Origin of the sequence: Modestobacter altitudinis (genome assembly GCF_005930475.1) — a bacterium.
GTDB lineage: Bacteria > Actinomycetota > Actinomycetes > Mycobacteriales > Geodermatophilaceae > Modestobacter > Modestobacter altitudinis.
In genome coordinates this window covers 43394-61892 of sequence record NZ_SJEW01000026.1, presented here as the reverse complement: position 1 = coordinate 61892, position 18499 = coordinate 43394, and the positions used below count along the sequence as shown (strand labels likewise).

21 protein-coding genes and 1 pseudogene are annotated in these 18499 nt (G+C 73.5%); 16 read left to right on the top strand and 6 right to left on the bottom strand.

Going from position 1 to position 18499, the window contains the following annotated elements; translation table 11 throughout:
• Window positions 1-275, bottom strand: a pseudogene (locus tag FHL79_RS11855) (hypothetical protein); the annotation flags it as partial.
• A 149-nt stretch (window positions 276-424) separates the two neighbouring features.
• Here FHL79_RS11855 and FHL79_RS25110 point away from each other — a divergent pair.
• The 3 genes from FHL79_RS25110 (at window position 425) to FHL79_RS11845 (ending at window position 2327) form a co-directional block, all read left to right on the top strand.
• Window positions 425-598 carry a hypothetical protein gene (locus FHL79_RS25110; protein ID WP_171058135.1) on the top strand — a complete coding sequence of 58 codons (174 nt, stop codon included), beginning with the start codon at window positions 425-427 and terminating at the stop codon, window positions 596-598.
• 147 nt (window positions 599-745) lie between these two features.
• Window positions 746-1267 (top strand): DoxX family protein, encoded by a 522-nt coding sequence (locus FHL79_RS11850; protein ID WP_246080678.1) that lies wholly within the window; start codon window positions 746-748, stop codon window positions 1265-1267.
• 10 nt (window positions 1268-1277) lie between these two features.
• Window positions 1278-2327, top strand: a complete 1050-nt coding sequence (locus tag FHL79_RS11845) for a PHP domain-containing protein (protein ID WP_138758799.1) — start codon at window positions 1278-1280, stop codon at window positions 2325-2327.
• Here the strand turns inward: FHL79_RS11845 and FHL79_RS11840 are convergent.
• Complete coding sequence (locus tag FHL79_RS11840; RefSeq protein WP_138758798.1) at window positions 2304-3221, bottom strand: LysR family transcriptional regulator; 918 nt, start codon at window positions 3219-3221, stop codon at window positions 2304-2306. The two genes, FHL79_RS11845 and FHL79_RS11840, sit on opposite strands and share 24 nt — an antisense overlap.
• A 370-nt stretch (window positions 3222-3591) precedes the next feature.
• Here FHL79_RS11840 and FHL79_RS11835 point away from each other — a divergent pair, with 370 nt between their 5' ends.
• From FHL79_RS11835 to FHL79_RS11810, 6 genes are all read left to right on the top strand, one after another.
• Window positions 3592-4851, top strand: coding sequence for a DUF3500 domain-containing protein (locus FHL79_RS11835; protein ID WP_218938437.1), 1260 nt, complete (start codon window positions 3592-3594; stop codon window positions 4849-4851).
• Window positions 4851-6203, top strand: a complete 1353-nt coding sequence (locus tag FHL79_RS11830; protein WP_138758797.1) for a HupE/UreJ family protein — start codon at window positions 4851-4853, stop codon at window positions 6201-6203. The genes FHL79_RS11835 and FHL79_RS11830 overlap by 1 nt, the downstream gene beginning before the upstream one ends.
• A 61-nt stretch (window positions 6204-6264) precedes the next feature.
• The gene (locus FHL79_RS11825) at window positions 6265-7218 is read left to right on the top strand and encodes a prenyltransferase/squalene oxidase repeat-containing protein (protein WP_138758796.1); all 954 of its coding nucleotides are present in this window, start codon (window positions 6265-6267) and stop codon (window positions 7216-7218) included.
• A gap of 68 nt (window positions 7219-7286) precedes the next feature.
• On the top strand, window positions 7287-7820 hold the full coding sequence (locus FHL79_RS11820) for a PadR family transcriptional regulator (RefSeq protein WP_138758795.1): 534 nt from the start codon (window positions 7287-7289) through the stop codon (window positions 7818-7820).
• A complete protein-coding gene (locus tag FHL79_RS11815) occupies window positions 7817-8497 on the top strand; it encodes an ABC transporter ATP-binding protein (RefSeq protein WP_138758794.1) in 681 nt (226 codons plus the stop codon). Before FHL79_RS11820 ends, FHL79_RS11815 begins: the two co-directional genes overlap by 4 nt.
• Window positions 8494-9831 carry a cell division FtsX domain-containing protein gene (locus tag FHL79_RS11810; protein ID WP_138758793.1) on the top strand — a complete coding sequence of 446 codons (1338 nt, stop codon included), beginning with the start codon at window positions 8494-8496 and terminating at the stop codon, window positions 9829-9831. Before FHL79_RS11815 ends, FHL79_RS11810 begins: the two co-directional genes overlap by 4 nt.
• 39 nt (window positions 9832-9870) lie before the next feature.
• Here FHL79_RS11810 and FHL79_RS11805 read toward each other — a convergent pair whose 3' ends face one another.
• Window positions 9871-10458 (bottom strand): hypothetical protein, encoded by a 588-nt coding sequence (locus tag FHL79_RS11805; RefSeq protein ID WP_138758792.1) that lies wholly within the window; start codon window positions 10456-10458, stop codon window positions 9871-9873.
• Window positions 10459-10777: 319 nt separating this feature from the next.
• Between FHL79_RS11805 and FHL79_RS11800 the strand changes: the two genes are divergently transcribed.
• A complete protein-coding gene (locus FHL79_RS11800) occupies window positions 10778-11236 on the top strand; it encodes a hypothetical protein (protein WP_138758791.1) in 459 nt (152 codons plus the stop codon).
• A gap of 137 nt (window positions 11237-11373) precedes the next feature.
• Here the strand turns inward: FHL79_RS11800 and FHL79_RS11795 are convergent, their stop codons facing one another.
• From FHL79_RS11795 to FHL79_RS11785, 3 genes are all read right to left on the bottom strand, one after another.
• The gene (locus FHL79_RS11795) at window positions 11374-11958 is read right to left on the bottom strand and encodes a dihydrofolate reductase family protein (RefSeq protein WP_138758790.1); all 585 of its coding nucleotides are present in this window, start codon (window positions 11956-11958) and stop codon (window positions 11374-11376) included.
• A gap of 91 nt (window positions 11959-12049) precedes the next feature.
• The gene (locus FHL79_RS11790; protein WP_138758789.1) at window positions 12050-12286 is read right to left on the bottom strand and encodes a hypothetical protein; all 237 of its coding nucleotides are present in this window, start codon (window positions 12284-12286) and stop codon (window positions 12050-12052) included.
• A 9-nt stretch (window positions 12287-12295) separates the two neighbouring features.
• On the bottom strand, window positions 12296-13144 hold the full coding sequence (locus tag FHL79_RS11785; RefSeq protein WP_171058134.1) for an ATP-grasp fold amidoligase family protein: 849 nt from the start codon (window positions 13142-13144) through the stop codon (window positions 12296-12298).
• Window positions 13145-13291: 147 nt separating this feature from the next.
• Here FHL79_RS11785 and FHL79_RS11780 point away from each other — a divergent pair, with 147 nt between their 5' ends.
• The 6 genes from FHL79_RS11780 to FHL79_RS11765 all read left to right on the top strand — a co-directional run bounded on the left by FHL79_RS11780 (window position 13292) and on the right by FHL79_RS11765 (window position 18492).
• Window positions 13292-14440, top strand: coding sequence for a glycosyltransferase family protein (locus FHL79_RS11780; protein WP_138758787.1), 1149 nt, complete (start codon window positions 13292-13294; stop codon window positions 14438-14440).
• A gap of 53 nt (window positions 14441-14493) precedes the next feature.
• Window positions 14494-14619: a hypothetical protein gene (locus tag FHL79_RS26160; RefSeq protein WP_281283869.1), complete on the top strand. Its 126-nt coding sequence runs from the start codon at window positions 14494-14496 to the stop codon at window positions 14617-14619.
• Window positions 14620-14747: 128 nt separating this feature from the next.
• Window positions 14748-14912: a hypothetical protein gene (locus FHL79_RS25105; protein WP_171058126.1), complete on the top strand. Its 165-nt coding sequence runs from the start codon at window positions 14748-14750 to the stop codon at window positions 14910-14912.
• Between the two features lie 37 nt (window positions 14913-14949).
• Window positions 14950-15978, top strand: coding sequence for an adenylyl-sulfate kinase (cysC, locus tag FHL79_RS25790; protein ID WP_246080676.1), 1029 nt, complete (start codon window positions 14950-14952; stop codon window positions 15976-15978).
• Between the two features lie 538 nt (window positions 15979-16516).
• Complete coding sequence (locus tag FHL79_RS11770) at window positions 16517-17461, top strand: glycosyltransferase family 2 protein (RefSeq protein ID WP_246080674.1); 945 nt, start codon at window positions 16517-16519, stop codon at window positions 17459-17461.
• Window positions 17458-18492, top strand: a complete 1035-nt coding sequence (locus tag FHL79_RS11765) for a glycosyltransferase family 2 protein (protein WP_138758785.1) — start codon at window positions 17458-17460, stop codon at window positions 18490-18492. The genes FHL79_RS11770 and FHL79_RS11765 overlap by 4 nt, the downstream gene beginning before the upstream one ends.
• Window positions 18493-18499 lie beyond the last annotated feature (7 nt).

The window sequence follows — 18499 nt, the reverse complement described above, 5'->3', positions numbered from 1 at the left end:
GCCCACCACAGCCGCGCCCGCCCCGCCGACCGCACCGCCGTCAGCGCGGCGAGCACGGCCACGGCCAGGAGCAGCCCGGTGGTGAACAGCCGCGGCAGCGCACCCAGGGCGTCGAGGCGGAACAGCCGGCGGACCGCGGGATCGGGGCACGACCCGACCGCGCAGCGCAGCTCCACGACGAACCCGATCGCGAACACCAGCCCGCCGACCAGCGCGAGCGCCAGCACCCACCGACCCCGCACGGCAGGAGCCGCGTCGAGCTCCTCCCTGGTCACGCGTCCATCATCCCGTCCTGACTCTGCCAACCAGATGCCGCCACAACCGCGATCCCTGTGCGATGCCCCAACGGCTCTGCGGAGGCTTTGTCAGGTTCCGCCTACAGGACATCGGGTTGACACCAAGCCTGGGCCGCTACAAAGAACCCATGTTCGCCGTCGTGGTCGTCGCCGTCTGGTTCATCCTCGCCGTCGGTGCCGCCCTCATCATCAGCGCGGGCATCCGGGTGGCCGACCGGCGGGCCCCCTTCAACGACCACCTGGCCGGGCTGCCCCAGGACCTCACGGTCGACGACATCCTGGGCGTGCGCACCGCCATCTGACGTCGGCGCAGGTTCGCGCAGCGCCGGGGGTCGCTTCTCACTACGGTCGCAAGGCAGGGTTGTCCTGGCATTGACCAGGGCAGGTTCCTGCTGACGTCACCGATGGGAAGAGGTCTCCAGATGTTGGTCCGCCGGATCGCACGGCCCATGCTCGCTTCCACGTTCATCTACGGCGGGGTCCAGACCCTCCGGAACCCGCAGAGCCGCGTTCCCGGCGCAGCGCCGATCGTCGAGCAGCTCACCGAGATCGCCGACAAGCAGCTGCCGATCGAGGTCTCGCACGACGTCGAGCAGTGGGTGAAGGTCAACGCCGGCGTGCACGTCGCCGCCGGAACCCTGCTCGCGCTGGGCAAGTTCCCCCGCTTCTCCGCGCTCGCGCTGGCCACCTCGCTGGTGCCCACCACCTTCGCCGGCCACCGCTTCTGGGAGCACGAGGACCCGAAGGAGCGCTTCGGCCAGACGAGCAACTTCCTGAAGAACACCGGCATGCTCGGTGGGCTGCTGCTCGCCGCCGTCGACACCGAGGGCAAGCCGTCGGTCGGCTGGCGCGCCCGGAAGACCGCGGGCGCCGCGGCCGCCGCAGCCGAGGCCAGCTACGAGCGGGCCTCCAAGAAGGCCGCGAAGGCGCAGAAGCGGGCCGCCAAGCAGGCCAAGAAGCTCAAGGGCTGACCTGGGCGGCATGACGGCACAGCTCACGCCTGCGGGCGCGCTCCGGAGGATCGCCTTCCTCCTGGAGCGCGCCCGCGAGCCGTCCTACCGGGTCAAGGCCTTCCGGACGGCGGCCACCGTCGTCGCCGGCCTGGACGACGCCGAGCTCGACCGGCGGGTACGCACGAAGACGCTCAAGGACCTCAAGGGCGTCGGCGACAAGACCGCGGCCGTGGTGGTCGAGGCGCACCGCGGCGACGTCCCGGAGTACCTCGCCAAGCTCGAGGAGACCTACGCCGAGCTGGCCCCGCTCGCCGACGACGCCGCGGCCCTGCGCGCCGCGCTCAGGGGCGACCTGCACGCGCACTCCGACTGGTCCGACGGCGGCAGCCCGATCCGCGAGATGGCCGAGGCGGCGATCTCCATCGGCCACGAGTACCTGGCGCTGACCGACCACTCCCCCCGGCTCACCGTCGCCAACGGCCTCACCCCGCAGCGGCTGGAACAGCAGCTGGACGTGGTCGCGGCGCTGAACGACGAGCTCGCGCCCTTCCGGATCCTCACCGGCATCGAGTGCGACATCAACGTCGACGGGTCGCTGGACCAGACCGACGAGCTGCTCGGCCGGCTGGACGTCGTCGTCGCCAGCGTGCACTCCGAGCTGCGGGCACCCAAGGCGGCGATGACCGAGCGGATGCTCACCGCCGTCGCCAACCCGCACACCGACGTCCTGGGGCACTGCACCGGGCGGCTGGTGATCGGCCGCCAGCAGGGCAACGGCACCCAGAAGCCGCGGCCGGAGAGCGAGTTCGACGCCGACGCCGTCTTCCGGGCCTGCGTCGAGCACGGGACGGCGGTGGAGATCAACTCCCGGCCGGAGCGGCTGGACCCGCCCCGCCGGCTGCTGACCCAGGCCGTCGAGCTGGGCTGCGACTTCGCCATCGACACCGACGCGCACGCCCCCGGCCAGCTGGACTGGCAGGACAACGGCTGCGTGCGGGCGGTGGAGTGCGGTGTCCCGGCCGACCGGGTCATCAACACCGGGACGGCGGAGGAGCTACTCGCACGCACCCGCGGCTGAGCGTCCGTCCAGCTCGGCCAGCAACAGCGCCAGGAACACGCGTGCGCTGGGTGTCGCAGTCCCCGGCGGTCCGTGCACCAGCGCGAGCGGGTGCCGGGCCTGGTCATCGTCCAGGGAAAGGGTGATGACCTTGCGCCCCGACGTGGGAGCGGAGGCCGGGATGACCGCGGCCCCCAGGCCGAGTGCGACCCAGCGCAGCACGCCGACGGGTGTGTCGGGCTCGAACGCCGCACAGCGGTCGACCCCGGCACGGGCGAAGGCGGCGTCCACCTGGAGACGGATGCCGGAGCCACGCGGCGGCTCGATGAACTTCGTGGTCGCGGCGAGCTCGGCCAGACCCACCCGTCCGCGGCCCGCGAGCGGGTGTCCGGCGTTGACCGCAGCGACCATCGGCTCGTCGTCGAGAAGACGGTGGCCGACCCCGGCCGGGACCTGACCGGCGTACAGCCCGACCAGCGCGAGGTCCAGCTCGCCGGCGCGGACCGCCTCGACCATGACCTGGCTGCCGGTGTCCTGCACCGATATCTCCACGGCCGGGTGCCGGGCGTGGAACGCGAGCAGGGCCTCGTCCAGGTAGGGCATCCGCCCATCGGAGGGACTGATCACGCCGAGCCGCAACTGCCCGGTGAGCAGGCCGCAGAAGGCGGCCATCTCGGCCCGGGCGACCTCTGCGTCGTGCAGCAGCGTCCGGGCGTGCTTCAGCAGCAGCTCACCGGCCGGCGCGAGCCGCACCGAGCGGCTGGTGCGGTGGAAGAGGGTCACCTCGAGCTCGCGCTCGAGCCGGGCGATCTGCGCGCTCAGCGCCGACTGGACGACGTGGCACCGCGCGGCGGCCCGGGTGAAGCTCGACTCCTCCGCCACCGCGACCAGGCACTCCAGCTGCCGCAGGTCCATCGCCTTCTCCGATCGTTGGGGCCGGTAGATGGTGTTGGACAGTCCGATCGCGCACTCCCAGACTGCTCGTGGTGGCGGACGTCCCGAGGAGTCCCCACCGGCCGACCAGGCCAGCCGCTTCCCCGAGGTGCCGGACCGATCGTCCGTGGCGATCGCTGGGAGGAGCTGAGCCAGACCTGTGTCCTTCCCCAGCGTCGGGGCGTCACACGGCACGGTCGGTCTCGCATGCCCCGGGGGCGCTCCCGGACCGGTGGAGCGCCGCACGCACGAACCGCCTCGGCGGTCGGACGAGAGGTGGACGAGTGATCAGGCGTCAGGACGTCGGAACGGATCGACGAGGGCCCTCGGCCCTCGGGACGGGCAGCCGACGGTGACCCGACTGCGCGGCTCAGCGCGCCGCCGGGTGGTGGCCGCGACGGCGCTGGCCTCGATGACGGTGCTGATCAGCTCATGTGGCGGCTCGGAGAACACGTCGTCCACGTCCTCGAGCTCCAGTGCCGCCTCGTCGTCCGCAGGAGGCTCGGCCGACGTCCAGTCCGTCGTGGACGCCGCCGACGCGTTCGTCGACACCCTGGACGACGACCAGGCGGCGCAGGTGCTGCTGGAGTTCAACGAGGACAACGCCACGGCCTGGTCGAACCTGCCGTGCGGCTCCGACTGCCGGGTGGGCATCCAGTTCAGCGAGCTGAGCGACGACCAGATCACCGCCGCGGAGGCGGTGCTGCAGGCCTCACTCGGCACGGGCGCGGGCACCGGCTACGACCAGGCGATGCAGATCCTGCTCGCCGACGACTACCTGGGCAGCGTGCAGGGCAGCAGCAGCGGCGGCGCAGGCGGCGGCGGTGCTGCGCCGACCGGTGCGATGCCCACCGGTGGCGCGGGTGGGGGGACCCCGCCGAGCGGTGCGATGCCCAGCGGTGGCGCGGCCCCGACCGACACCGGAGCAGGCGCAGGCGGCGGTACCGGCGGTGGTGGTGGCTACTCCAGCGACAACTACTACCTCGCGTTCCTGGGGACCCCGGGCACCACCGGTACCTGGCAGATGCACTTCGGCGGCCACCACCTGGCGGTCAACATCACCTACGTCGACGGCGTCGTCGCCGGTGCGACCCCCTACTTCGTCGGCGTGGAGCCCACCACCTGGACCGCTGACGACGGCACCCCGTACGCGCCGCTGGACGTCATGAAGGACGGCATGCTGGCCCTCACGGCCAGCCTGGGCGAGGACCAGCTGGCCGCGGCCAAGCTGTCCGAGTCCTACACCGACGTGCTCCTGGGCCCCGACGGGAACGGCGGGTTCCCCGACACCAAGGCGGGGCTGGCCGTCAGCGAGCTCTCCGACGATCAAAAGCAGCTGGTCATGGCGGCCATGACGCCGTGGGTGTCGATCGCCGACGACGCCACCGCCGACGACCTGCTGGCCACCTACGAGTCCGAGCTGGACGACACCTACATCTCCTACTCCGGTGGCACCGACCTGACCGCGCAGGGCGACTACGTGCGCATCGACGGGCCGAGCGTGTGGATCGAGTTCGTCTGCCAGAACGGCGTCGTCATCTCGAACCAGATCCACTACCACACGGTCTACCGGGACCACACCCGCGACTACGGCGGCGAGCTGTCCTTCTGATGCACCTGCTCCGTGCGGCGCTCACGGCCGGCGCGACCGCCCTGCTCCTGGGCATCGCGCTGGTCGTGGGCGCCGCCCCGGCGTCCGCCCACCCGATGCCGCACACGGTGGTGCAGCTCGACGTGCACGAGGAGTCCATCGGGGCGCAGCTGCAGGTACCGGTCGACGACCTGAGCCTGGCCACCGGGCTGGACCTGCGCACCGACACCGAGCAGGCGGTCGCCGCGGACGAGCAGCAGCTGCGGGAGTACCTGACGGCACACGTGCAGCCGTCGACCGACGGGCGGGCGTGGACCGTCGCGGTCGGTGACCTGTCGGTCAGCGACGCCGAGCAGACCTCCACCGGCCCCTACCAGGAGCTGGTCGCCCAGCTCACCCTCACCCCGCCGGTCGGGGTCGGTGTCCGGCAGTTCACGTTGGACTACGACGTCGTGGTCGACCAGGTCGTCACCCACGTCGTCTTCGTGACGCTCCGGCAGGACTGGGCCGCCGGTCAGCTCGGGACCGACGACGGCCGCGAACTCGGCGTCATCCGGATCGACACGAGCGCGATGACCGTGCCGCCGCTCGAGGTCGACGTAGACGACGCCAGTGCCTGGCACGGCTTCATGGCCATGCTGCAGCTCGGCGGGCACCACATCGCCGAGGGCACCGACCACCTCCTCTTCCTGCTGACCCTGCTGCTCCCCGCGCCGTTGGTGCTCGCCGGGCGGCGTCGCTGGGGTGGACCCGCAGGCACCCGCCGGGCGGCCGGGGCGATCACCCGGATCACCCTGGCGTTCACCGTCGGCCACTCGATCACCCTCGCGCTGAGCGCACTGGGCCGGTTGGAGCTCCCCGCCCGACCGGTGGAGGCCCTGATCGCGGCGAGCATCCTGGTCAGCGCCGTGCACGCCATCCGGCCGCTCTTCCCTGGCCGGGAGGCGCTGGTCGCCGGCGTGTTCGGGCTGGTGCACGGCATGGCCTTCTCGTTCACCCTCGCTGAGCTGGACCTCTCCACCCCGCAGCTGGTGGTCTCGCTGCTGGGCTTCAACCTGGGCATCGAGCTGGTGCAGCTGCTGGTGGTGGCGGTGGTGCTGCCCGCGCTGGTGCTGCTGTCCCCGTCGGACGCCGTCTACCGCGTCGTCCGCGTCGGCGGCGCGACCACGGCGGGGATCGCCGCACTCGGCTGGCTGCTCGACCGGCTCGGCCGGCCGAACCCGGTGGCCGCCGCCGCCGACGCGCTCGGCAGCGCCGGCGGCTGGGTCGTCGTCGGCCTGTGGGTGGCGGCGCTGGCGACCACCGCCCGGCGGGCCAGGACGCCGTCCACAGCGCCGGCGACCGAGCGGCAGCTGGAGTCGGTGCCCGGCTGACGCGGCCTGACCCGATGCGCGTGCTGCCACGACGGGCGCCGGGTCACTAGGTTCCCCGGGCATGACGGCGCTGGACTGGTTGCTCGACTCCGACTCGGACCCGGCCATCCGCTGGCAGGCGCTGCGCGACCTGACCGACGCACCGGAGGACGTCGTGGCCGCCGAGCGGGCGCGGGTGGCCACCGAGGGGTGGGGCGCCCGGCTGCTGGCGCTCCGCGACTTGGACGGTCAGTGGGCCGGCGGCGCGTGCTTCCCGGCGTCCGGCTGGGACGGCGAGGGCGGCCAGCCCTGGACGCCGACGCTGCCCACCCTGGCGCTGCTCCGCGAGTTCGGGCTGGACCCGGCGTCGGACGCGGCTCGGGAGACGGTCGCGCTGGTCGGCGAGAACTGCCGCTGGGAGTACGACGGCGCGCGCTTCTTCGACGGCGAGGTGGAGCCGTGCATCAACGGCCGCGTCGTCGCGGTCGGTGCGTACTTCGGCCAGGACGTCGAGGCGGTCGTGCAACGGCTGCTCGACGACCAGCTGGAGGACGGCGGCTGGAACTGCTTCACCGAGCACGGTTCCACCCGGTCGTCGTTCGACTCGACGATCAACGTGCTGGAGGGGCTGCTGGCGTACGAGCAGGCCGGCCGGGGCACCGCGCAGACCCGGGCCGCCCGGCAGCGCGGCGAGGAGTACCTGCTCGAGCGGTCGCTGTTCCGCCGCAGGAGCACCGGCCAGCCCGCTCAGGACGGCTACCTGCAGTTCTCGTTCCCGCCGCAGTGGCACCACGACGTGCTGCGGGCGCTGGACCACTTCCGGACGGCCGGCAGTCGGGACGAGCGGCTGGCCGAGGCGGTCGCGGTGGTGCGGAGCAAGCAGCAGCCGGACGGCCGGTGGCTCCTGGAGGCCACCCATCCCGGCGCCGTCCACTTCCCGCTCGAGGACGGCGACGGGCAGCCCAGCCGCTGGAACACCCTGCGGGCTCTCCGCGTGCTGCGCTGGCACGACCGGCAGCCACCGCACGACGTCTGAGCGTTCCCACCGCAAGAACCGCCGCGCGGCTACTCACCAAGTGTCTACTCGTCGTGTAGACACAGCGCATGTCGTTGACCGAACTACATCTCGCCCTGCTGGCGGGTGCACCACGCCATGGCTACGACATCAAGCAGGAGCACGACGCGTGGTTCCCGGACAGCCGTCCGCTGCCGTTCGGCCAGGTGTACGCGACCCTGGCCCGGCTCCAGCGGGACGGGCTGGCCGAGGTGGTCGAGACCCGGGTCGACGGCGGCCCCGAGCGCACGGTCTACGCCCTCACCGACGCCGGGGACGAGCGGCTGCGGGCGTGGCTGACCGAGCCCGCGCCTCCCACCGGGACCGGCGCCGAGGAGATCGTCCGCAAGACGATCGCCGCGTTGCACACCGGCATCGACGTCCAGGGCCACGTCGCCCGTCAGCGCGCGGTGCACCTGCGCCGGATGCGTGAGCTCGGGCAGGTGCCACCGGGCGCGAGCCCGGCCGAGCGGCTGGTGCGCGAGCACCTGATCGCCCACCTCGACGCCGACCTGCGCTGGCTGGACCTGGCCACCGATCTCCTCCGCTCCTCCCCGACCCCGCCCGAGAGGACCCACTCGTGAACCCGCCCACCCTCACCCTGTCCGCGGTCAGCCACACCTACGGCCGCACCCAGGCGCTGCGCGACGCCACCCTGTCCGTGGCGCCGGGCGAGGTCGTCGCGGTGACCGGCCCCAGTGGCTGCGGCAAGTCCACGCTGCTGCTGCTCGCCGCCGGTGTGCTGCGCGCGCAGAGCGGCCGGGTCACCGTGGCCGGAACGGAGCTCTCCGGCGTCGACGACACCGCCCGCGCGCTGGTGCGCCGCCGGTCGATCGGCCTGGTGCTGCAGTTCGGCCAGCTGGTGCCCGACCTGCCGGTGCGCGACAACGTGGCGCTGCCGCTGCTGCTGGAGGGCCACCCGGCCGCCGACGCGCGGGCCGCGGCCGACGGCTGGCTGGACCGCGTCGGTCTGGCGGTCGGTCCGGACACCCTGCCGTCCGAGCTCTCCGGTGGCCAGGCGCAGCTCGCCGCGGCAGCCCGCGCGCTGGTGCACGGCCCGGCCCTGCTGCTGGCCGACGAGCCCACCGCCAGCCTGGACACCCGGTCGGGGCGGGCGCTGCTGGACCTGATGTTGGCCACCACCGTGGCGGCCGGCGGAGCCGTCCTGCTGGTCACCCACGACAACACCGTGGCCGCGCGGGCCGACCGCGAGGTCCGGCTGCGCGACGGCGTGATCGAGCACGAGGTGGCCCTCTCGTGAAGACCTCGACCGCCTGGCTGATCGGCCGTCCCCGCACGTCCGCCGGCCGCACCCGCACCCTCCTCGTCGCCGGGGGCGCCGCGGTCGGGGGCGGGCTGCTGATCGCCGCCGCCGCCGTGCTCCGCGTCCCCGCTGAGGAGGTCCGGTACCTGGACGGCGGCGGCACGGTGTCCAGCTCGTCCGGGGAGTACTCGTCGCTCGTCGTCCAGGCGGGTCTCCGGCCGGGTGTGCTCACCGGCATCCTGCTGCTCGTGCTCCCGGCGCTGGCCCTGGCCTGGCAGGCGGTGACCACCGGCAGCGCCCGGCGGGCCGCCGTCCACGAGGGGCTGCGGCTCAGCGGGGCCACCCCGGCCGACCTGCGCCGGGTGGCGATGCTGGAGCCCGCGGTCGCCGGGGCGTTCGGCGGCCTGCTGGCCGGCGCCGTGTACCTGGCGCTCTGGCTCCTGCTGCACGTCGCCGCCCCGGCCAGCGCCCGGTTGCTGCCCGGGCTGTCCCCGCTGGACGCCGTCGCGTGGCTCGTGGTCATCGCGCTCAGCACGCTCGTCGGCGGCGTGGCCGGCGCACTCGCCGCCACGCCGCGGCGCCGCAGGCCGGTGCGGGCGTGGCCGCGGCTGCTGGCCGTGGGGGTCGGCGTCCTCGCCCTGGTCGCGGCGGTGTCAGCGCCCCGGGACATCGACCGGCACGCCCGCTCCACCACCTTGCTCTGCGCCGCGCTCGTAGTCCTGGCGTTGGGCCTGCTGTCGACGGGGTCGATCTGGGTGACCGCTCGGGCCCGCCGGCTGGCTCGGTCCGGGACGGCGGTCGACGTGCTCGCCGCCGGCGGGTTGCGCACCCTGGCCGGGCCGGCCGGCCGGACGGCGGGCACCACGTGCGTCGCCGGTCTGGTGATCGGCGTGGTGGGCAGCCTGACGGGTCTGCTGCTGGAGCCGCAGCACTCGCTGTCCGAGTCGTTGCCGGGCATCCTGTTCGCCCTGCTCGCCGGGCTGCTCGCGATGCTGGCCGCGGTGGCCTCGCTGGTCCTGGCCGCCACCGACGACCTGGTGACGACCCGTCGTGCGGTGGCGTCGACCGCGGCGCTGGGTGCCGACCCGACCGTGCTCGAACAGGTGCAGCGCCGCCGGCTGGCCGTCGTGACGACCGGGCCACTGCTGGCCGGGGTCCTGCTCGGCGGTCTCTACGCGCCGGGCGCGCAGTCGCCGATCGCCCTGGGCACCGTGCTGCTGACCGTGGCACTCGCCCTGCTGCTCGCCCGGGCGCTCGCGGTCGCCGTCACCCGGGTGCTCCGGCCGCAGCTCGCCCGGGCCGCAGCGCCGTCGTCCCTGCGGGTGGCCTGATGCGTGCCTGGGCCGGGGACGACCGAGAGTCGGCCAGCGTCATCGCTGCCCGGCAGCTGGCCGAGGAGGCGCAGCAGAGCTGGCGGTCGCCGCGCCCCTCCGCGCGGGCGCGGCGCACTGTCCCCCAGCGCCCGGAGCGCCGAACCGGTCAAGACGACGACCACGGCTAGACCTGGACGAGCAGCTGCTCGATCGCGTCGGCACCGAGATCAGGGCCAGGCCGACGCCCGCGGCCAGCACACTGAGCACCGCCGTCCGGACCGGTGCGCGGTTGTGGCCGGCGGCGCTGATGAGCACGGCCACTGCCAGCAGGGCGTCGACGACGACGGCGACGTCCCAGCCTCCCCAGCCGACGGCGCGGCGGGCGGCGTCACCGAGCAGGAGGCCGACCAGGCCGGCTGCGGCGAAGGCGCCGCGCCACCCCGGGCGGGTGGCTGTGGCCGACAGGGGACCGAGGACGGCGCCGGCGACCACCGCGAAGCCGCTCCACAACTGGACGTCGCTCCAGTCGACCGCCATGACGCTGCCGCTGCCGGCCCAGCGGATGTCGTGGCCGACCTCCAGGGGAAGGTAGAAGGTGAACACCGCGCTGACCAGGCAGGCCACCGAGCGCGCGACCGACAGCACGACCGGGCGCTGACCGCGTGGACGAGGGCGACCCACGGACCCAGCGCGTGGCCGAGCGGCCGCCAGGGGTCGTCGTAGTAGGCGTACGCAGCGGGGACGGTGACCAGGCAACCGGCGAGCGCGGCGGCCAGGAGGCTGATCGCCGCGGCGCGCCGACCCGGCCCCCGAGGTGCCAGCGTCCCCGGCCCCGCGCGCCATGCGCCGTCCGACATGGCGAGCACCCCAGGGCCGCCGGCCGCCGCACCGGGTCCCGACGCGGTCACGGTCGGCCCGCGGAATCCGCTGGTCCGCCCGGGTCACCCTGGCCAGACTGGCCGTCGTGGACACCGTCGGCGACCCCGTCTGGCGGGACCTCGACCCACCTCGTGCGCCGACGGCCCCGGAGCGCCGGCTGCTCACCGCGTTGGCTGCGGCCGTCGACGAGCCGCTGCTGCTCGACCAGGTCGCCACGGTCTTCGTGGACGCGACCTGCCGTTGCGGCTGCTCATCGGTGCGGCTGCGCACCGGCCGGCCGGCCATCCCGCCCGAGCGGATCGCACAGTTGTCCGCCACCGACCGGAGCGATCGCGTCGCGGTCACCGCCACCAGCCGAGGCCGGGTGGACGTCGTGCTGCACGTCCTGCACGGCCGGGTCTGCGAACTGGAGGTCTTCGACACGTGCGCGGGCGAGGGCCGCGCAGTGCCGTTGGCGAGCCTGGCGGATCTCACGGACGTCTCCGTGGACTGGGCGGATCCCGACGGAGCGGCTGATCAGCCGCCCGCTCCGGCTGGTGGCTGAGGGCCTTCGCGGCGCCGGTCCGCGACGGTCAGGAGCAGCGCCTCGAGCACGGCCGATCCGAGGAGGACCGCGCCGGCACAGCGCGACGCCGGGGAGCGTCACACGCGCTGCCGACGTGCGCAACCAGCGCCCGAACGTCAGCCGTGCAGGGTGGGTCGGTAGACGAGCTCCTGGATGCGGCCGTCGAAGGTCCGACCCGAGAGCAGCTCGAGGTCGAAGTCGGCCGCCCCCTGGAAGACCGACTCCTCCCCCGTCCGGCCGGTGATCACCGGGAAGATCGTCAGCTGGACGCGGTCCACCAGGCCGGCCGCCATGAGCGCCCGGTTCAGCGACAGGCTGCCGTGCGAGCGCAGCGGCACGTCCGACTCCTCCTTGAGCCGGGCGATGACGTCCACAGCATCCCCGCTCACGAGGGTGGCGTCCGGCCAGTCGAGGGGTCCCTCGAGCGTCGACGACACGACCGTCGTCGGCAGGTTCTTCATCCGGGTGTTCACCGGATCACCGCCGTCCGGCTCCGCGCTGCCCGGGCCCAGGAAGTGGAGGAACTGCCGGAAGGTGGTGGCACCGAGGACCATCCGCTGCGCTTTGCTCACCACGGCGAGGCGGTGGTCGAGGAACTCGGGACCCTGTTTGCCCCAGTAACCGCCCCAATCGCCTCCGGCGCCGTAGGACGCGAAGCCGTCCAGGCTGCAGAAGACGTCGAAGGTGTACGTGGCGGTCATGACGTTCTCCTCGCGTGGGCACTCTCGTGGAGAGGCAGACCCGGATCCACACCGGAACTCATCGTCACGGAGCCGCGATGCCAGCCCGACGTCAGCGGCGGTCCGTCTCCCGGGCCCTCGAGGGGGGTCGGGTCGAGGCAGCGATGAGCAGGCCGATCATCCCGATGGTCCAGAAGGCGACGATGCCGACGTCGCCACGGTGGATGCCGTGCGCCTCGCTCAGGGACACCAGCACCGGACCTTCGCGGATGTAGTCCCCGGTGAGCAGCAGGAACGCGAATGCGGACAGAACTGCTGCCGTCAGCAGCGCACCGGCCCAACGAAGCATCACCCGACCCTAGCGCCGGCGCCGCACAGCCGAGCGGGGCGGCAGCTGCCACAGCGCGCCGAGCGACACGTCCAGCGCCGGGTCGAAGCGGTCCAGCCCGCCGCCGGGGTAGGGCGTCAGCTCGCTGAACCACACCTCGCCGTCGACGGCGTACAGGTCCACCCGGACGAAGTCGAACTCCGCGCCCAGCACCTCGGCCACCTCGAGCATCCGCGGCAGCAGCGCGGGCGGAGCGGTCACCGGCCCGGCAGCGACGTCCTCGGCGACGTCGATCGGCGTCCAGTCCGGGCGGTGGAGCCGCCGCCGGTGATCCCCGAACCGGCCGGTGTCGACCTGCACCAGCGCCACCCGCCCGCCGAACACCAGGATCTTGAAGTCCACCGGCGGCTCCCCCGACCCGAGGAACTCCTCGGCCAGCAACACCCGCCGCGCCTGGCTGTAGACCCACTCCCCGCGGGTCCGGAACAGCGGCTCGTCCAGCCAGCCGGTTGTGATCCGCGCCAGCTCGGCGACGTCCGGGCGGCCGCGGCCGATGTGCACCCGCATCGTGCCGTGGTTGGGCTTCAGCACCCACCGGGACGGCAGGTCGAGGGCCGCGAACGCGGCGACGTCCGTCCCCGACCAGAGCACGGCGGGGACCCGCACCGAGGGACACCGGGACGCCGCGTAGGCCTTCATCGCCAGCTTGTCGCCGAGCTGCCCGATCAGCGGACGGCGGTCGTGCACCACCCGCCAGTTCACCTTCTCCACGAACGTCCGCGGGGTCCGCGGCGGCCAGCGGCCGTGCGCCTGGCGGAACAGCACGGCGCGCTTGACCGGCAGCGGCAGCCGGACGAGCAGCCCCTGCCACGCCGACACGGCCACCTCCTCGTTCGCGCCGACCGGCAGCACGCATCATGGTCGTGCACAGTCTGGTCCGCGGTGCCTCGTCAACAGCGATCGAGGGTCGGCACCCGGGAAGAGCGAGGAGCGCCGGCCCTGGACGCACATCCCCCGAGCACGGGCGTGGGGTTCCTCGCCAAGGACCCGTGGGACCCTGCCATCCGCCGCGAGCAGATGATCGCCCGGCAGCTGGTGCAGCGCGGCCTGCCGGTCCGCTTCGTGCAGGCACCGGCCGACGCCCGCCGGTTGCGCACCGACCCGGGCAACTGGTGGGCGCACCTGCGCCGGGCCCGCTTCCAGAGCCCGGAGACCGGCATCGCCGTCACCGAGCGGTCCACCGTCCAGCCCGGCCTGCGCAGCCCGGCCGCCGAGCGACTGGACGCCGGCCTGCTCGCCGGCTTCCTGCACCGCTCGGGCTGGGACCCGGAGCTGTCGGTGTTCATGCTCCCCTGGGAGTGGCGGGCCGCCAGCGCCCTCCCCGGACGGCGGGTCTTCGACTGCACCGACGACTGGGCCCGGCTGCTCCCGCACGCCCGCGGCCTGCCCGACCAGCTGCGCCGGATCGCCGACGAGGCCGACGAGGTCGTCGTGGTCAACCCGGTGCTGGCCGACCTCTTCCCCGGCCGGACGCCGGTCGTCGTCCCCAACGGCACCGACGAGACGCTGCTGACCGCACCCCGGACGGCGGAGCGCCGCGAGCGGCACGCGGTGTACGTCGGCAGCATCGCCGAGCGTTTCGACGTCGACCTCGTCCGCGCGCTGCTCGCAGCACTGCCGGACTGGACGCTCACCGTGCACGGCCAGCTCGTCTTCCCCAGCTCCGCGCAGGCGGCCCGCGAGCGGTTCCTCGCGCTGGAGCGAGAGACCGGCGGCCGGTTCCGCTACGAGGGGCTGCTCCCCCGCGCCCGGCTGGCCGACGTGCTGGACGCCGCGACGGTCGGGCTCATCCCCGACGTCGCCGGCATCGCGCTGGGCCAGTCGTCGATGAAGACCTACGACTACTGCGCGCGCGGGCTGCCGGTCGTCGCGACCGCCGGGCACCTGGAGCACTCCGGCGAGACCCCGCCGCACACCTCCGTCGTCGCGACCGCGCAGGAGATGGCCGCGGCGATGCGCGCCGCCGTCGACGAGCCGGTCGGCTGCGCGAAGGAGCGGGTCGACTGGGCCGCCGAGCGGACCTGGGACCGGCGCACCGACGCCTGGCTGGACGCCACGCTCGGCCGCCGTCCAGCCCGTGTGACAGGAGTGCACACCACGACCGCTCCCTCCTGACGATCACCGTGTGTCGCCCGCGGCTGCACACAGCGTTGCCCTAGCTTTCCGGCATGACGACCACCGCTCCCGCTCCGGTGTCCGAGGTCCTCGACCCGGCGATCGCCCTCGCCGACGCCCTGCAGTCCGGCTTCGCCGCCCAGCGCTCGGGCTGCCAGCGCATCCGTACCGCCCGCTGAGCGGTGCGGCGGTGACACCGCCGCACCGCCGTCGTCCCGCCGAGGGTCACCCCGGCGAGGGACGTGATCTTCGTCACGGAGACGAGGCAGTCTCGCCTTTCGTGGCCCGATGACCGCATGATCATCGGGTGATCCGACTCCTCGAGGGCGTGCTGGCTGGCCCCCGGTCCGACGTGCGCCGCGCTGACGGTGCCTCCTGGCACCTGCACCGGTACACCCGGTCGGGCGATGACCCGTTCAGTGGGTCCTCGCTGTACCGGTGCCGCTGCGGCGTCGTCCGCCCCGCCATCTGAGCTGCCCCCCGCCGCAGCGGCTTGCCAGACTGCAGCCATGGCCCCCACCCGGACCCGGTTGTTGCACGCCCAGCTCGCCGACCTGGCCCGGCACGCCTTCGGCCTGACCCCCGGCGCGCCCGACCTCGCCCCGGGCACCGACTTCGAGGACGCCGAGGGCGTCCTGGTGGCCACCACCAGCCCCGACGGGCTGACCGTCCACGAGATCCCGCGCTGGCGCTCGCCGGCCAGCGTCCGCGCCGAGCTGCAGGCGCGCGGCTGGACCGAGCCGGCCGCCTGGGTGGGCACGCCGCCGGAGAGCGACGCCGGCCTGCCCGACCGGCTGCTGGTGCTGTTGCCGGTGGCCGGCACCGCCCCGGACTCCGCGGTCATCTCCCTCGGCGCCGCCGTCTGGGCCGACCGCGCCGCTGGTCGGGAGACGATCGTCGTCCCGGTGCCGGTGACCGCCGCGGCACCGGAGGTGACCTGGCTGGAGCTCGCCACCGCCTACGGCGCCGGGCCGGTGGCCAGCCACGTCGACCCGGCGCCGCCGCACACCGGCGGGCGGGCGGTGATGTTCACCGGGCTGTCCGGCGCCGGGAAGTCGACGATCGCCGGCAAGCTGGTCGAGCTGCTGCTCGAGGGCGGGCACACGGTCACGCTGCTGGACGGCGACGAGGTGCGCACCCACCTGTCCGCCGGGTTGGGGTTCTCCAAGGCCGACCGGGACACCAACGTGCGCCGGATCGGCTGGGTGGCTGCGCAGATCGCCAAGCACGGCGGGCTGGCGGTGTGCGCGCCGATCGCGCCCTACGCCGCCACCCGTGCCGACGCCCGCCGGCTGGTGGAGGAGCAGGCCGGGCCGGGCTCCTTCGTGCTGGTCCATGTGGCGACGCCGCTGGCCGAGTGCGAGGCCCGCGACCGGAAGGGCCTGTACGCGAAGGCGCGCCGCGGGGAGATCGCCGAGTTCACCGGGATCAGCGACCCGTACGAGGAGCCCACCGACGCCGAGCTGACGATCGACACCCGCTCGTCCAGCGTGGAGCAGAGCGCCCGGCGGGTGCTGGACCACCTCGGCGGGAGCTGACGGCTGCTGCGTCCCGGCGCCAGCGGCCCGGGGGCTGTCCCTGCACTGACAGAACAACCAGTGATCGGCAGGTCCCGCGCGAGGGACGCCCGGTCGTGCTCGGCCGGCGTCACGGTGTGTGGGCCCGTACGTGGTCACGATGGTCACCGAGACCGATCGCACACCGCTCAGAGTCATTGATTGATTACCCTTTGTGCAGTTTGATCGGCGAGTTCACTGTCTTCACCCATCCGGATGAACCCCGGAGCGGTACCACCTCGTATGCAGGTGGACAGGTTTTCGCCAGTCAGGCAACACTGTTTTCATGGCGCCTTGGTGACTCAGGGTCACGGCGGTGACGAGCGAGGGGGCACACGGGGGAAACGTCGGACCTGGCCGGTCTCGTCATCAGTGCACAGCGACGAGGCACCCCGCCGGATGACAGCCATGCACACGTACTACGGGTAGCGATGACCCGTCGGGCACTTTCTTGGTCGCCGAAGCCCGACGGTGAGCAGTGGCGAAACCGGGCCCGTCATGATCCCGAGAGGACCTGGCGTTGAGCCCTGGACCCGCCGACCTGCCCACGACGACCCCCACGACCGAGGATGCGCGAGCACCCAAGGTCAGTGTGGTCATCCCGACCTACAACGAGGCGAAGAACCTCCCCCCGGTCTTCGCTGCGCTTCCCGACGACCTGCACGAGGTCATCGTCGTCGACGGCCGCAGCGTCGACGACACCATCGCCGTCGCCCGTTCCCTGCGCCCCGGCGTCCGGATCGTCCGGCAGAACCGGCTCGGCAAGGGCAACGCCCTCGCGTGCGGCTTCGCCGCCGTCACGGGTGACATCGTCGTCATGCTCGACGCCGACGGGTCCGCCGACCCCCGGGAGATCGCTGACTACGTCAGGGTCCTGATGAGTGGTGCGGACTTCGCCAAGGGGACCCGGTTCGCCGGCGGCGGTGGCAGCGCCGACATCACGCCCACTCGTGCGTGGGGCAACCGCTGGCTGAACCGAGCGGTGAACGTCCTGTTCGGCACCCGCTACACCGACCTCTGCTACGGCTACAACGCCTTCTGGGCCCACTGCCTGCCGGTGCTCCAGCTCGACTCCGCGGACGTCGGTCGCGACGGCAAGCTGTGGGGCGACGGCTTCGAGATCGAGACCATCATCAACACCCGCGTCGCCAAGGCACACCTCAGCATCAGCGAAGTCCCCAGCTTCGAGTTCGAGCGCATCCACGGCGAGAGCAACCTCAACACCTGGCGGGACGGGTCCCGCGTCCTCCGGGCGCTCCTGGTCGAGCGGGTGAACGGCGTCGGCCGGGGTGCCCGCGTCGACCGCTCACGGGCGCAGCAGCTCCGGTCGGCGACGGACGCGGTGGTGGTCCGGCACCACTTCGACAACGTCGTCCAGCAGCTGGGCACCGAGCCCAACACGGTCGCGGAGCTCGTGCCCACCTCCCCCGGCCAGCTGGCCGGCCGCCACGGCGGCGCGGCATGACCACGGTCTCCGTCGTCATCCCCTGCTTCACCGAGGAGCGGTGGGACGAGATCCTCCGGGCCGTCCAGTCGGTGCTGGCGCAGTCGCACCCGTGCGAGGTCGTCGTGGTCGTCGACCACAACGACCTCCTGCTGGAGCGACTGAGCCGGTCGCTGGGCGAACGGGCGGTGGTGGTCGCCAACCGGTTCACCCGCGGGGCTTCCGGCGGCCGGAACACCGGCGCCCGGGTGGCCCAGGGCGACCTGGTGGTCTTCCTGGACGACGACGAGGTGGCGGACCCCGGCTGGATCGATGCCCTGGTCCGAGCTCACCGGGCAGCGCCCGAGGCGACCGGTCTCGGCGGAGCCGTCGAGGCGCGGTGGCCGGGCGGCACCCCGCGGTGGTTCCCCCAGCAGTTCTCCTGGACGGTCGGCGGCACGGAGCCGCGATCGCAGGACACGGACGTCCGCAACGTCTGGGGCGGGAACATGGCCGTCCGCCGCGACTCGTTCCTCGCGGTCGGCGGGTTCGACGACGCGTTCGGCAAGGTCGGGCACGCCTCCCAGCCGGAGGACACGGAGCTCTGCCTGCGGATGAACGCCCGGATCGGACCGACCGCCAGGTGGCGGTTCGTCCCGAGCGCGGTGATCTCGCACGAGGTGCCGCCTGAGCGGCGGACGTTCGGCTTCTTCCTCCGCCGCAACTGGGCCGAGGGATCGGGCAAGCAGGTCATGTCCGCGTTGTCCCGGTCCGACGCCGACGTCCTCGGTGAGGAGCGGGCGTTCGTCCGGACCGTCCTGACCCGGGGAGTGGGCCGGGCCCTGCTGGACCTGCTCCGCGGTGACGTCTGGGCGCTGGCGCGGATCGGCGCGATGGTCCTCGGCGTGGCGTCGGCCGGACTCGGCTACCTGGTCTCGGCCCGACGCGCGGCGGTGCGGCCGCAGGACCGGCGGGATGCGGAACAGGCCCGGGCCACCGCGTCGCTGGTGGGCCTGACCACCGACGCCGGTGCGGAGCCCGAGCAGACCGAGCAGCACGGGGCGCAGGCGTGACCGCGCT